This is a genomic window from Bacillus sp. A260 (assembly GCF_009861435.1).
GTDB classification, from domain to species: domain Bacteria; phylum Bacillota; class Bacilli; order Bacillales; family Bacillaceae_G; genus Bacillus_A; species Bacillus_A cereus.
On the sequence record NZ_CP046398.1, the window covers coordinates 4,192,007 to 4,206,642 of the forward strand.

A 14,636-nucleotide genomic window follows, 5' to 3' on the forward strand; every position below is an offset into this window, starting at 1 on the left:
ATTTTACTTACTCCAAATCTTTCTCCCAGTTTGGGCATCAATATAACGAATTTCCCGACTACAATCAAAAGGTTCTTTATATTTTTCATCTGTCGTTTGTTTGTACAGTAGTTTGTATTTCGTTTCCTCTGCATCATGATCTACAAACCATTCTAATTTAACTCGGATAGCCGCTCTGTATATTTCTAACGCTTTTTCTTTTGTTACTTTTGGTGTTGTTTCATATGTAAGTAATTTTTTTATAAAGTTGCTAGACTCCCCCGAGTAGTGCATAACAGCACCATTTTCTGCATTGATGTTGATCATAAATTGGTTATACTCTGCCAGAATATCATTTATATATACAGAAAAGATAAATCTTTCAATCCCATCTTCTTCTGCTTCCCGTTCCTCCCAAAGACGCAGATATTGTTTGATATCTGGAATAACTCGTTCTAAAAATTGAAGTGCTTTTTGTAAACATTCCTCTCTAGACAGTATTTGCTTTACTTCTTTATCATCTGTCAGTTTTATAAAACCAGTTAATTCATTGGTTAATTTATCAATTGTAACGCTAACTAAATTATTATATTTCAACATCGGTAAATGCTTGTTAAAGAATTCATTCATTAAATATGGATTCTTTTCTTCTTTCTGTTTTTGTAATTCCTCTTTCGGAACAAATTTCATCCTTATTTCATCATCATTTTCCGTCTCAACTACTTTTGTAAAACTTTCTTTATCCCAGTCAAATAAATCGAATACATCATCTTGTTGGCTACCCTTTTTTTGTTTTCTAACAGCCACTGTTGGCGGTAATTTATAATGATCTGGTCCAAATAAATCTTTACCTGTACTTGCATCAATAAATACATGACTAGGTTCTGGTACATACACAAGGTGGTACCCTTTTACTTCTTCTCCATTTTCATATTTACATAAAGAATGTGTTAAATCTACAAATACAAGCCTCATATCTTGTTTGGCCTTTAAGTTGTCTAAAACGATATTCTCCTCAACAATCTCACTTGGCCATAACGGCTTTTCTTTTATGCTTTCTCGTCCGTTATAATGAAAATTCACAACATTCCCTGAAGGATGCACTTGCACCACACATCCTGTATCCGGTAATGGATATCCATTTACTTCTTGCATATAATTTATTTCTTTCCAGCCACGCCAATCATCCTGGATAGTTACATATGTATAAAACTCTAATCCTTCTTCCACATGTTTTTTTATAAATACATTTGCAATCTCTCTTACCCTATTCTCCTCTATAACTTCCTTATCACTCGAAAAATAATTTCCATCATCTATCCTAAATTCAATTAAATTACCAGTATGTCTATTCAATGTAATTTGTATCGTTCTCTCCTGATCCTCTTTATGCTCCCACCATAATAGATGATACGGGTCATCAACCCCTTCTTGATCATCTACAACAAGACTATATTCATCTGGAATGTTAATAATATGAGCCACTCGCTCTTTTCTTTCCTTATCTTTTTGATTCATCATACCGCTCCCTTTATTACATTTTAAGGTAATTATAACAAACAAAACCAAGGAACTATAAAAAAAAGACTAGAGATATCTCTAGTCTTTTACTTCGTCTCACGATGTAACGTTACTCGCTTTAATCGTGGACAATATTTTTTTAGTTCGATGCGTTCTGGATTGTTTCGTTTATTTTTCTTAGAAATGTAATTACGATCGCCGCACTCCGTACAAGCTAATGTAATATTTACACGCATATTTAATTCTCCTTTCTTTCAAAGATCGCAACTAAAACGTAATGATTACGATTTATATATTATAAAACTTCATTCTATTTGTCAATTGCAAAAACAAGAAGATTCCATTTAGAATCCCCTTGTTTTTATAGTTAAATCAATTTTGTCCCGCATTAACGGGCAGTAAGACCCCCACTAATTAAAAGTTTCACTTTATTAAAACGATTCGTATGTAACAAATTCACTAATCGGCTTTCGATATCCTCGTGGGCGAGTTTTAGTCATATCACTTTTTCCTATCGTAATCATTAAAACAGGTACTATATGCTCCGGCATATTTAATTCACTTTGTACTGCTTTTTCATCGAAACCAATCATTGGACATGTATCATAGCCATAATATTTAGCTGCGTACATAAAAGTCATCGCGCTTAACGAAGCATTTCTAATCGCTTCATCCTCCATGAAACGCTCTCCTTTTCCTTCATATAAACCTTTCGTTTGCCTAATTGTATCTTCATATTCACATTCATCAATCATTTTTAAAACTTTCATACCGAAGTAAATATTTTCAACATTTTGGTATGCTTTTTTATCACCACAAACGAGCACTACCGCTGATGCACTCGATACTTTATATTGACCGAAAGCTAATTCTTTTAATCTTTCTTTTCGCTCTTGATCACGAATTACAACATAATGTGTGTGCTGCAAATTATAGCAAGATGGAGAAAGCTTAGTTAACTCAAATATTTTTTTAAAATCCTCATTAGGGATTTCTATACCTTGTATAAATTTCATTGCAGAACGTCTAGCGATTGCTAATTCTTCAAAGTTCACCATATATCCTCCTCAATAACTATAAATTCAAATATACATTAATTTATACAAATAGATAAATCAAATAAAAACACTTTAAATCCGAATAATAATTATGATTAACAGCAAAAAAGACAAAAAGCTGAAACAATTAGTTCATACGAAATTCACACGAATCTATTACTATAGAAACTGTACATAGTGAACTTATTAACAATCACGTTTATTTATATAAAATCTTACTCGAAAGGAGTTGAAAGTATGAAAACTAAATATCGCTTTATGATCTCATCATTTGCTGCTTGCGCTTATATGATTTGGTATTTAGTATAATAACGACCTCACTTGCAAATAGGAAAAGGTGTGTATATAAATGGAATATAATCAATCAACAGTTAACTACTGGAAAGCTTTTGTATTACCATATACATTTGCTTTAGAAGAGTTAAAAACTAAATTTGAAATTATGAACCGGGAAGCTCAATTTCTAGAGGATTACAACCCGTTTGAACATATAAAAACAAGACTAAAACAACCTGAAAGTATTATTAAAAAACTAGAGCGCAAAAGCTTATTACCAACAGTTGAAAACGCTCAAACACATTTACAAGATATTATTGGTATTCGTATTACATGTTGCTTCGTAGAAGATATCTATCATTTGAAAGAAGTCATTCAAAAACGCGAAGATATGGAAGTCATAGAAGTAAAAGATTATATCGCTAACCCAAAACGAAACGGATATAAAAGTTTACACATGATTATTAAATACCCTTTATCACTAAATTCTGGTACAAAAGATGTATTTGCAGAAATTCAGTTACGTACACTAGCAATGGACTTTTGGGCAAGTTTAGAACACAAACTTTATTATAAATATGAAGGGAAAATACCGGAGTATTTAAAAGATGAACTACATGATGCAGCAATGAAAGCTGAAGATCTTGATAATAAAATGGCCACAATCCGTCAAGATATTGATGATATTGAGGCATGCTCAAATCAAATTATGCTACCACTATAAAAAAAGGTTCTCGCCAATGAGAACCTTTTTTCTACCATTTTGGGAAGTACGACTCCTACACTTATTAAAGTTTCACGTTATTTTTTCTCTATTGTTCGAACCTCTTCAATCTTCCATTTATCCTCTTCTTTTCCAAGGGCATACTGTACTTTCTTTTGAAGAGTGATACTGTCGTCTACTTCCTTTTCTTTCGTTTCAACAATAACATACCCTACTTTACTAACTTTCATATCTATATGTTCCAATTCAATTTTCTTATTTCCCTTTTGAAATGCGGCTTCTTTTTGTGTTTTTAAGTCTTCAGCACTAGGCATCTTCTTTGAAAATAACTCCATATGTTCTGCAAGATTTTTTTCATTCGTCGTTCGCACAAATGTATGAATAACATCTTGAATAGATCTCTCTTCTTCTTTTGTTATTTGTACCTTTTCCTCAGTTTTTTTAGTAGTAGATTTTTGTTCTACATTATTCTCTTCTTGTTGACATCCAACTAGTAATACTACAAATACTAAAAGGAATCTTAATTTCCTAAATAAATTTTTCATATTCCCAACTCCTAAAAAGAAAAGTGAGGCATTTCGCCTCACTTTCGCTCTTAATTAGCGTCTTCCTTTATTCGGATCGCCGCCGCCAACAATATCAAAGACACGTTTCGCTATATTTGTATTCTCTTGAACGCCAGAGAACAAGTATTTACCTGGACCAAATGCATATACGTTCACATCTTCCCCTGTATGTCCACCCGTTGTCCAGCCTGTAACCGAGCGCTTATTGAAAATATCTTCAATTGCATTATCAATCTTTGTTACATCTTTTGAAGGAGCTATATCATTTACAGCTTGAATTTCTTCTGGAGTTAATTGTAAATCAATATACTTTTTCAATGTTTCTTCTACATTTGCACCTTTTGCAATCTCATTTGCCATAAAGTCTGGTGTACGCTTTGCAGCTTTAATTGGATCTACTTTAAAGTTATACTCGCCATTGGCACCTAAAGATAATCCACCAGTAGCGTGATCTGCCGTTGCAACAACTAACGTATTTTTATCTTTTTTCGCAAACTCAATCGCTGCTTTGAAAGCTTTTTCGAAGTCTTCCATTTCACTCATTGCACCAACAATATCATTATCATGTCCAGCCCAGTCGATTTGACTTCCTTCCACCATTAAGAAGAAACCATTTTTATTTTTGTTCAAACGCTCAATTGCTGCATTAGTCATTTCTTCTAATGAAGGTGTTTTCTCATTACGGTCAATCATTTTATCTAATCCACCTGGTGCAAATAAACCAAGAATTTGATCATTTTTATCATTTAACAATTGATCTCGATCCGTTACATAGCTATAACCAGATTTCTTGAACTCTTCTGTAAGATTACGATCTTTTCTAACAAAGTTCTTTACGCCGCCGCCAAGCATAACATCTACTTTATGCTTCCCTTTAATTTTCTCATCAAAATAATCATTTGCAATTGCGTCCATATTTTTACGGCTAATGTCATGCGCACCGAAAGCAGCTGGTGTTGCATGTGTAATTTCAGAAGTTGCAACGAGTCCCGTTGATTTCCCTTTCTCTTTCGCTTGCTCAAGAACTGTTTTCACTTCCGCTTTATCATTATCAACTGCAATTGCAGCATTATATGTTTTAATCCCTGCTGACATAGCTGTTGCTGCCGATGCAGAGTCTGTAATATTTTCATGTTCATCTTCTGGGTATGTTTTTTGTGTTCCTACAAGATGCTTATCAAATTCTGTAGATTCCATTTCAAAGGTTTTTGGATTATCTTTCATATAACGGTGAGCCGTCATATATGAAGGGCCCATACCATCCCCAATTAATACGATAACATTTTTAATCTTTGCATTGCTTCCGTTCTCATCTGCATTAACCTCACTAGAACGAGTAAAATTCCATGTTGCTACCGAAGTAACTGCTAATGATGCCACAACTGCAAATGGCCATGCTTTTTTCACAAACTTTTTCACTGTCTTGTCCCCCTAATTAGGTTATTCATTTCCCACTATCAAATTTAATGGAAGACTATTAAGAGAAAATTAGCTGTATGTAAATTTTTTGTTAACTTATGTAAATATCAGTTATAATTTGTATAACTTTGTCTTTTTGTATCAATCATCCCGCCCTTTACAATTTAAATATAAACAAGTTGGATTTCATTTAACGTAAATCTCTTTTTTTACATTTTGACTCTATTTTTATGAAAATAAATAGAAATGCGGTGAGCCTTTATGAAAATAGTAAAGCTAAATGAGTCTTTTATTTTTGAATTACTTAATCTTTGCAAATCTGTTGGATGGTTACACGATGAAATTTTTATGAAAAAACAATTCGAAATGTATCTTTCTATCGGCACACTTGTAGGTTACATTCATGAAAACAAACTCATTGCGACTGGAGGAGTATTTCCCTTTCCAAGTAACTTCGCTTCCATTGGTATGTTAATCGTTCACCCTAATTTTCAAGGACGCGGATTAGGGCGCATGTTGCTAAATCATTGCTTGGAACAAATTCATCCAAAACAACCCATTGCACTTATTGCGACAAAAGCTGGCGAACCTCTATACACATCATGTGGATTTCAAACAGCAACAACGATTCATCGTTTTGAAAAGCAGACTATTAAGACGTATCCTTCTCACTTACAACAAGTACAAGAAGAAGACCTTATATCTCTTACTTCTCTGGATCAAATTGCAACTGGTATGAATCGTTCTCTACTTTACTCTTTGCTATTACCAAGGGCCGTATACTCTTTTAAAATTGAAAGAAATAACTGTATAGAAGCTTTTTCATTATGCATACAAAAGGGCAATATATTATGTATCAATCCACTTATCGCCAAGCAAGAAGAAGATGCTATCCAATTATTAAAAAAGATATGTGAATGTTGGAATGGTATAGTACGAATTGATGTTCCACACTCACAATTTACATTTCGTCAATTTCTTCAAACAGAAAATTTCCAAGAAACGCTCCTTTCACCTCTTATGATAAAAAATGGTAGCCAACTTCCTGGAAATCGTAATATGCTATTTGCTATGATAGATACAGCGTTATGTTAGAAAGGAGACACCTAATTGAAGCGATTTAGCTATTTTATGGTAGGTTGTCTTACTCTTACACTATTAGTAGGATGTAGTGCAGCAGAAAAGCCAGTAGAACAAGTAAAACAAGTTAAAAATACAATTACAGCGAAACTAGCTACCGAGGAAAAAATGGTAGAAATAGATGGTCAAACCATTTACTTTAAAAAGATTGGTAATGAAAAACCACCTTTACTTATGATTCATGGCTTTGGAGGGTCATCAGATGGTTTTCAAAAGATTTACTCCGATTTAGCAAAAGATCATACAATTATTTCTGTAGATGCTTTAGGATTCGGGCGCTCATCTAAGCCAATGGATTTTTATTATTCTTTTCCAACTCATGCAAATTTGTATTATAAATTAATGAAAAAACTAGGGTATGATTCATTCGCAATACTGGGGCATTCCATGGGGGGAGAAATTTCTCTAAATTTAACATATTTATATCCTGAAGCAGTTACTCACCTTATTTTAACTGATGCTACAGGTGGCCCTCATACATTCGTTAATAAACAAGGCTCACCAAAACCACAATTGTCGACTGATTTAAATGCCGTTTCTTCTATTACAGATTATGATGAAAGCAAAGTGAAATTCAAACGTAATGATGAAGAGCATTATAATAAAATGAAATTATGGCCTAGACGTCTTAAAATTAATGCAAATGAAATAAAACAGCCAACTTTAATTATATGGGGCAGAAATGATAGTAGCGTTTCCTGGAAAGAAGGAGAAACGTATCATCAATTCTTAAAAAATAGCACTTTACATATTATTGAAAAAGGTTATCATGCACCATTTCGCCAAGAACCACAAGAATTTGTCGGGTATGTAAAAGATTTCTTTAAGAACAATCCGATTAAAGTTGAAAAATAACATAAACGGGTATCTCAAAATGAGATACCCGTTTTCATATATTAAGCAGCTTGCTTTTGGCGTTTTGGAGTTTTTGATCCTAATACTTTCGGGATAACGAAGCCATCCATTCCAAATTTCCCAGCGTTCATACCGGAAACAAGAACAAACATAGATAAGATAACCATCTCAGGGTTCACACCAATTGACCCACTAAACATATAGGAAAAGTTCATTACAAGACCAAAAAAGACCGCTGTTTTTGTTAAACAGCCTACAATTAAACCAATTCCGACTAAAATTTCTCCCCATGTTACAAGTGTATTAAACAAATCTACATTTGGAATTGCAAATTCTTGTAAGAATGATGCCCACCAAGATTGAACAGCCGGTTGTGCACCTTTAGATTTTTCAATTGCCCCTTGCAAATAACCTGTTGCATCGAATCCTTTTCCTTGTAGTTTACCGATTCCAGCCATTAACCATGTGTAACCAAGATATACTCGAATTACTGCTAATGCAAAAGAAACTGCTTTGTTTTCTCTTAAAAATTGAATAACCATATCTTCCTCCTAAAGTTGTAATTAAGTTAGTTACAGATAATATAATAACATTAGTTACTTATTTTTCAAACGTTAATTATGAATAATCTGTGACATGCGTATGAAACATTAAAAACTAACGTTTATATAGTAACTTTTATTACCTGTAAAAACTTGAACATATCATACCACAAGTGATAACCATTTTCATTGAAAAAATGTAAAAAAATGTGAGTTAAATGTGAAACACGTTTATTCGAATATAGAATAAACGTGTTTCACACTAATTATAGAATCGAAATGTATGTGTCTCCTCATCAATTAAACTCGCTTCTTGAAAGGCTTCTTCTAACGTTTTCCCATGGTTAATAACCCCATAAAATAAACGTATAGTAAACATAAGTGCTGCATTTCCATCTACATAATCAATCGATCCAATATATGATTTCGCACCACTATGTAAAAAAGATTTTGCTAGATTTTGCTCCCCTAACGTGCACCCGCTATTTACAATATGTGTATTATGCAATTTTGCATATTTATAAATTTCTTCTGTACCAAAATACCCTCTCGGTTCATCTTGTTCATATACTTCTTCGCCTAACTCTTCCATGACAAACTTCCCTTCTTCACCATGAAAGCAAAAAATAATATAATTAATATCGTTAAATAAGTTCTTTCCAGAAAGAACTTCCACAAAATCTTTCGGTCTACCAATCCAATATGTCACAACCCTTGCACCAAAATATTCAAGAGATGCTCGGATTGATTGCGCCTCTAAATCCGAATTAAAACCAACTACTAATGCAATATTCAACATACAACCCCCATCCTATAATCAGCCCTTATCAATCAGAATTTTATGGGATAAATCCATTTCATATATGCCCGTTTCTTTCAAAAAATCTGATCTAGTTAAAACGACTTTCTGTAAATATTGCCTATATGCTGTAATTGTTCCATCGTGAGATACAATGCAAATTCTTTCAGCACCCAGTTCATAACACCAAAGAAGAAATTTATCTACTATTTGCTGAAAACTATTCTCTGAAATAGTGTTTATACCTTCCTTCCATAACTGATTATTTGAGCTTTTCTCTATCGAAAAATGCGGAAATAACTTTGTTATCATTCCCTGATCTACTATATAATCGCACGGTAATGTTCTCGCTTCTTCTCGATAAGGAAAAATACGCGGAGATACATATGGATGAACGATTTTTTGACAAGCAACTTTCGCACTCCATATTGTCGCCGTTTGCAAAGTTCTAAGTGTAGGACTAGCAATTAATATATCCGCCTCTTGTAATGGCACATTGCATTGAAGTAATTTAGCCTGATTCCTTCCTTCATCCGTCAATGGCGGATGAAGCACTTTTAAACTTGATGGCAAATCCCTTGTATGTTCTCCTTCCCCGTGCCGAACAAAGACGATTTTCATCCCCTTCCTCCTCTCATTATGAAATCCTCTTACATATTTCTTCCCTATCTCATACTTTATTCCTGCTATATGAAAAACTGATATGTAAAACACTTTTTACAAGGGAGAAGTGAATCAAAAAATATAAAATGGATAACCATCTTAATTGGAATGATTATATGGGGATACATAAATGGATTTTTTAGTAGTGATAAAGTGAAACTTTAATCCGTGGGGGTTTTGTTCATCCCCCCACGGATTATTAGTTGAACCAATCGGGCTTTTACGGACAGTTGATCCCCACCTAACTTCTTTGCCTCCGCTGAATTTTGAGGTGGGGGTCTTACTGCCCGTTAATGCGGGATAAAACTGCTAATCCTTGGATTACAGATGATGAACGTGAAACAAAAATTAAACAAAAAGCAATTACGGCAAGCTGGTCCGGTGTTTTTATGTTTTGTACCATTAGCCTCTTAAATAAATGGTTAGGTTTAAGCACAAATGATAACTCACCGTACTTACCAGACCCTATCGCAGCTATTTTAAAGGCAAATGTAGAGTTACAAGTTTTACTCATGCTATTTGTTATGTATGGAATATTTTACTTACATTATCGAAGAAAATTAAGTGCCTAACTTCTAACTCATGATTATCCTCCTAAATGGTTATAGTAATCATGACAAAATGAAAGGAGAGATATAAACATGAGTAACTCGAATGAATTTTTAGATACACTACATGAAAAACAAGCAAAAGATGAACAAAATAGAAAGCGCCAAGGGAACGGAAACCCAGCGAAAAAAAAGCCAAATAAAACACATAAATAACAGTAAAAAACTGCCTAAAACAATCTTTTAGGCAGTTTTTTATTCTTCTTTTACCGAGATAACATTTCCCCAATTCCATCTCTCATAATACCATTCTGGTACATCTATATTTTCAATCCACTTCATTTCATGCTTTCCATCCTTATGAGCAAGCCATACATCCGCTTTCTTACGGTCTGAACGTATCCAAATTAATTGATTACTCTTCTTCATGAAGATCGGGTGGTAATCCCCTTGCTTGTTCGTTTTCTTTGTGATTTGATGCTGTGCATTACTTGTACTATCGACCTCATATAAAGATGGTAGTGGCCTTTTTTCTGGTGGAGTTTCTATCCCTGCCTCTTTTGCTCGTGAAACGATAATTACTCTATCGTTCTTCCATACAAAATCCCAATCAACATATCCTTTCGGCGTAAATATGTTCTGCTGAAGTGCTGGCAATTCCTTTACTTTTAAATGTTTATTTTCTAATGCAACTCTTCCGCTCCCTTCAATATAAGCTAATATATTTTTTGATGGTGCCCATTGAAACCATTGTGCGTTTAATAACATTTGATCTACTTTTTCAAACCGACTGCCGTCTGCACGAACTAAGCAAAGCGTATTACTATCAGCTGACCATGAAGCTGTCGGTACTGCTAAAAATGAAATCCACTTTTGATCTGGTGACCACTTAAAGCCACTTGCTACTAGCGCTAGGAAATCATCGTGTTCATTTGGCAATGCATACAAATGCTTCATTTTGTGAGGATTCATATGTGCATCTTTTTGCACTTCATATAGCTGAGCCCCTGTCCATCCTGTTGGAAGTAAGTGCGCTTCAGAGGATACAAGAAAGTTCTTTCCATCGGGGTACCATGCATAATCCCCTACACCAGCCGATACATTTTCAAAATCTGCATTCTTTTTTTCTACATCAAATGTATTTAATGTACCTGTAAATATAAATGCAATTATATTTTCTGTTGGTGACCATTGATAATTCGATGCTTCTGAGTGAAACGGCGTAACTTTCTTTCCATCTTTCAGCCGATATAACTCAAGAATATTTTGTTTCTCCCCTTTTACATATGCCAGCCATTCTCCATCATGTGACCACTTTGGCCCTGTTATGTTCTCTCCTTTTGTAAGTTGTTTTTCTTTCCCATCAACTTTAATCCAAAGGTTATGATGACGAATAAAAGCAACTTTCACACTATTATTTTCTGCGCTAGTAATAGCGATAGAACATAAAAACATAAACAACACTACACTACCACTTACTATTAGCCTTTTCATACCATCACTCCATTTCCCTCATAGCATTCCTCACTTTCTTCCTACAATATGTGAAAAATATCGATTCGACATAATCAGAAAAAATCCCCCAAGAAATTTCCAATTCATAGAGGATTGGTATGAATTATGTCGAAAGTATAGTTTAGCCAACATTTATATGTATAAGTTCTAACTAAAATGTAAGATTACATTTCTGAATATTGGCACTTTTTATTAGGGGGAGTATCAATGAAAAAAACTACATCTACACTATTAAGCATGGCGCTTGTCTTTTCTAGTTTTGGAGCTTTAAGCGCTCATGCTGAATCACTACAAAAGGAGAAGCAATTTAGTCCACAATTAAAAACAACGATTGAACAGTGGGGAGAACATAAAATTGCTCAAAATGTTGAAACGAAAACAACAAAAGAAATATCAGTAATTGTAGAATTGCAACATGCACCTCTCGCTGCTCAAAGTAATATTCAGCATGCTCCAGATTTACAAAATAGTAATGCGCAGTCTTATCATGCTGAGCTCAAAAAAGCACAAGAAGATACGACTAAGAAAATAAAAGAAAAAGCACCTGGTGCAAAAATTAAAGAAGTGTATAATACGTTATTTTCCGGATTCTCTATTTCAGTTCCTGGAGATCAAATTACCTCTCTTGCCTCTTTACCTGAAGTAAAAGCAGTCTATCCGAACTTAACATATAAATTGCATGAAACATCAAAAAGTACTACTAACGAAGAAGCACCAAATATCGGTGGACCGACAATTGGTGCACCTGAAGCGTGGAATTTAAAAGATCCATCTGGCAAACCGCTTGATGGAAAAGGCATGAAAGTAGCCATTATCGACTCTGGCGTAGACTATACACACCCTGACTTAAAGGCAAATTATATCGGTGGATATGACACGGTTGATGAAGATAGCGATCCAATGGATGGTAACGTACATGGTACTCATGTAGCTGGAATTATTGCTGGTAACGGAAAAATTAAAGGCGTTGCTCCAAACGCTTCTATTCTAGCCTATCGTGTAATGAATGACGGTGGAACTGGTACAACAGATGATATTATCCAAGGGATTGAGCGAGCGATTCAAGATGGTGCGGATGTGTTAAACCTCTCCCTTGGGCAGGATTTAAATGTACCTGATCAGCCTGTAACATTAACGTTAGAACGAGCAGCGAAACTTGGTGTTACTACTGTCGTTTCAAATGGAAATGACGGACCAAAACCTTGGTCTGTTGATGCTCCCGGTAACGCAAGTAGTGTCATTTCTGTTGGAGCATCTACGGTTTCTATCCCGTTTCCAACATTCCAAGTAGCTGGTTCCAGCAAAACATATCAAGGGTTACCGTTATCAAAATCCGATTTTCCAATAGGAAATGCTTCCCCTCTTGTATACGTTGGTTATGGCAATCCAAGTGATTATGCAAAACAAGATGTGAAAGGGAAATTCGCACTTATTTTACAAGGTACTTCTAGTACATTAGTAAAAGCAGAACAAGCGAAGCAAGCTGGGGCACTTGGTGTGTTATTAATCTCTAGCGAAAAAGAAATTAATATGATGCCGGAATATTTTTCACGTGAACATCTAGCTGTCCCAGTAATGCAATTATCAAATACAAATGGGGAAGAATTAAAAACTTTAATTACAAAACGAAAGAAAAATATAAAAATTGGACAACCAAAGCAAACAGAACTTATCGGTAACTTTAGTTCAAGAGGACCATCACAAGGAAGTTGGCTAATAAAGCCTGATGTTGTTGCACCTGGAGTACAAATTACTAGTACAGTACCGCGAGGCGGCTATGAATCGCATAACGGAACAAGTATGGCTGCTCCGCAAGTAGCTGGAGCGGTTGCCCTCTTGCGTCAAATGCATCCTGATTGGACGACAGAACAATTGAAAGCGGCTCTTGCTAACAATGCAAAAACATTACATGATGTCAATGAAAATACATACCCTGTTATGGCACAAGGATCAGGTTTAATTAACATTCCGAAAGCAGCTCAAACAAATGTATTAGTAAAACCTAACAATGTCAGCTTTGGTCTTATTAAGCCAAATAGCGGAAAAGTAAAACTGACGCAAAATGTTACATTACAAAACCTTTCTAGTAAAAAGAAAAGTTTTTCAACTCGTGTGGAGTTACTAGATGCAAACACAAAAGTAAAAGCTTCTGTCCCTTCATCTATTAGCATTCAACCGAATAGTAGTACCGAAAAACCATTTACTATCACTGTAGATAGCTCACTACCACAAGGTGTGTATACTGGAAATGTATATGTAAAAGAACAAGGGGCAAAAGAAGAAATTCGAATTCCATTCACATTTAGTATCGATCCTAAAGATTATAAACGTATCGATGGACTTGAAATTATTAATTCTACTTTTAGCCCAAATGGCGACCACGTACTAGATGATAATCTCATCAACTACTATTTAGTTGCGCCTGTGGATGATGTCACATTGCATGCAAATTTAGTTATGAAAGAACGTGTAACGTATCAAGGGATTATCCATCAAGCTAAAAATGCAACTCCTGGATACAAACCTTTCAAATGGAATGGTACAAAAGCCGATGGCACTCCTTTAGCTGACGGGCTATATCAAATCGAAGCAGTTGCTTCTAATTCTGGCGGAGAAACAAAACAAACAGCTGCTGTATTTCTTGATCGAACTGCACCTAAGTTAACATACGAAGTTGACCAAGAAAATCTCGTAATTAAAGGAAAAGTTGATGATATTCTACTAGATTGGATGTCAGAATCTGGTTGGATAGCACCTGGTATTCCAGTGAGAATGCAATATGAAATTAATGGAAATGGTGTATGGGACCAGGCATTCCTGAACCCTTGGGAGAAAAGCTATGACATTTATTTCGATCGTACTCAATTACAAGAAGGAAAAAATACTATTCACATTGTAGCAACTGATGCAGCTGGCAATACCTCTAATTTAACTGTTAATTTAGAAGTGAAATAAAGTGAAACTTTAATCAGTGGAGATTTCGTTCATCCCCACTGATTATTAGCCTTCACCAATCGGGAGTTACGGGCAG

At 34.7% G+C, this 14,636-nt stretch carries 15 protein-coding genes; 6 read left to right on the forward strand and 9 right to left on the reverse strand.

Translation table 11 applies throughout. The annotated features are described in order from the left end of the window. Positions 1-3 precede the first annotated feature (3 nt). From GD442_RS21290 to GD442_RS21300, 3 genes are all read right to left on the reverse strand, one after another. Positions 4-1,500 carry a YcdB/YcdC domain-containing protein gene (locus GD442_RS21290; RefSeq protein WP_033690635.1) on the reverse strand — a complete coding sequence of 499 codons (1,497 nt, stop codon included), beginning with the start codon at positions 1,498-1,500 and terminating at the stop codon, positions 4-6. An 86-nt stretch (positions 1,501-1,586) separates the two neighbouring features. Next, positions 1,587-1,736 (reverse strand): 50S ribosomal protein L33, encoded by a 150-nt coding sequence (rpmG, locus tag GD442_RS21295; protein ID WP_001265617.1) that lies wholly within the window; start codon positions 1,734-1,736, stop codon positions 1,587-1,589. Between the two features lie 195 nt (positions 1,737-1,931). Next, positions 1,932-2,558 carry a nitroreductase family protein gene (locus tag GD442_RS21300; protein ID WP_000245983.1) on the reverse strand — a complete coding sequence of 209 codons (627 nt, stop codon included), beginning with the start codon at positions 2,556-2,558 and terminating at the stop codon, positions 1,932-1,934. A gap of 349 nt (positions 2,559-2,907) precedes the next feature. On the opposite strand from GD442_RS21300, the gene GD442_RS21305 reads away from it, so the two are divergent. After that, entirely contained in the window at positions 2,908-3,558 is a 651-nt protein-coding gene (locus GD442_RS21305) for a GTP pyrophosphokinase (RefSeq protein ID WP_000456230.1), read from the forward strand. A gap of 77 nt (positions 3,559-3,635) precedes the next feature. Here GD442_RS21305 and GD442_RS21310 read toward each other — a convergent pair whose 3' ends face one another. After that, positions 3,636-4,103 carry a hypothetical protein gene (locus GD442_RS21310; RefSeq protein ID WP_000792894.1) on the reverse strand — a complete coding sequence of 156 codons (468 nt, stop codon included), beginning with the start codon at positions 4,101-4,103 and terminating at the stop codon, positions 3,636-3,638. A 54-nt stretch (positions 4,104-4,157) separates the two neighbouring features. After that, entirely contained in the window at positions 4,158-5,543 is a 1,386-nt protein-coding gene (locus GD442_RS21315; RefSeq protein ID WP_000714912.1) for an alkaline phosphatase, read from the reverse strand. Between the two features lie 261 nt (positions 5,544-5,804). Here GD442_RS21315 and GD442_RS21320 point away from each other — a divergent pair, with 261 nt between their 5' ends. Both GD442_RS21320 and GD442_RS21325 read left to right on the forward strand, forming a co-directional pair. Next, positions 5,805-6,638 carry a GNAT family N-acetyltransferase gene (locus GD442_RS21320; RefSeq protein WP_000706687.1) on the forward strand — a complete coding sequence of 278 codons (834 nt, stop codon included), beginning with the start codon at positions 5,805-5,807 and terminating at the stop codon, positions 6,636-6,638. Positions 6,639-6,653: 15 nt separating this feature from the next. Further along, the gene (locus GD442_RS21325; RefSeq protein WP_000819810.1) at positions 6,654-7,538 is read left to right on the forward strand and encodes an alpha/beta fold hydrolase; all 885 of its coding nucleotides are present in this window, start codon (positions 6,654-6,656) and stop codon (positions 7,536-7,538) included. A 41-nt stretch (positions 7,539-7,579) separates the two neighbouring features. Here GD442_RS21325 and GD442_RS21330 read toward each other — a convergent pair whose 3' ends face one another. From GD442_RS21330 to GD442_RS21340, 3 genes are all read right to left on the reverse strand, one after another. After that, positions 7,580-8,080 carry a DoxX family protein gene (locus GD442_RS21330; protein WP_000236592.1) on the reverse strand — a complete coding sequence of 167 codons (501 nt, stop codon included), beginning with the start codon at positions 8,078-8,080 and terminating at the stop codon, positions 7,580-7,582. Positions 8,081-8,342: 262 nt separating this feature from the next. Next, the gene (locus tag GD442_RS21335; protein ID WP_000931925.1) at positions 8,343-8,879 is read right to left on the reverse strand and encodes a hypothetical protein; all 537 of its coding nucleotides are present in this window, start codon (positions 8,877-8,879) and stop codon (positions 8,343-8,345) included. Between the two features lie 18 nt (positions 8,880-8,897). Further along, on the reverse strand, positions 8,898-9,500 hold the full coding sequence (locus tag GD442_RS21340) for a histidine phosphatase family protein (RefSeq protein WP_000706238.1): 603 nt from the start codon (positions 9,498-9,500) through the stop codon (positions 8,898-8,900). 335 nt (positions 9,501-9,835) lie between these two features. On the opposite strand from GD442_RS21340, the gene GD442_RS21350 reads away from it, so the two are divergent. Together GD442_RS21350 and GD442_RS21355 are read left to right on the forward strand one after the other, a co-directional pair. Next, entirely contained in the window at positions 9,836-10,114 is a 279-nt protein-coding gene (locus GD442_RS21350; RefSeq protein WP_002026353.1) for a hypothetical protein, read from the forward strand. 69 nt (positions 10,115-10,183) lie between these two features. Beyond that, positions 10,184-10,306 (forward strand): DUF4023 domain-containing protein, encoded by a 123-nt coding sequence (locus tag GD442_RS21355; protein WP_000071866.1) that lies wholly within the window; start codon positions 10,184-10,186, stop codon positions 10,304-10,306. A 39-nt stretch (positions 10,307-10,345) separates the two neighbouring features. Here GD442_RS21355 and GD442_RS21360 read toward each other — a convergent pair whose 3' ends face one another. Next, positions 10,346-11,584: a TolB family protein gene (locus tag GD442_RS21360; RefSeq protein ID WP_000825719.1), complete on the reverse strand. Its 1,239-nt coding sequence runs from the start codon at positions 11,582-11,584 to the stop codon at positions 10,346-10,348. Positions 11,585-11,812: 228 nt separating this feature from the next. Between GD442_RS21360 and GD442_RS21365 the strand changes: the two genes are divergently transcribed. Continuing rightward, positions 11,813-14,560 (forward strand): S8 family peptidase, encoded by a 2,748-nt coding sequence (locus GD442_RS21365; RefSeq protein ID WP_000754160.1) that lies wholly within the window; start codon positions 11,813-11,815, stop codon positions 14,558-14,560. Positions 14,561-14,636 lie beyond the last annotated feature (76 nt).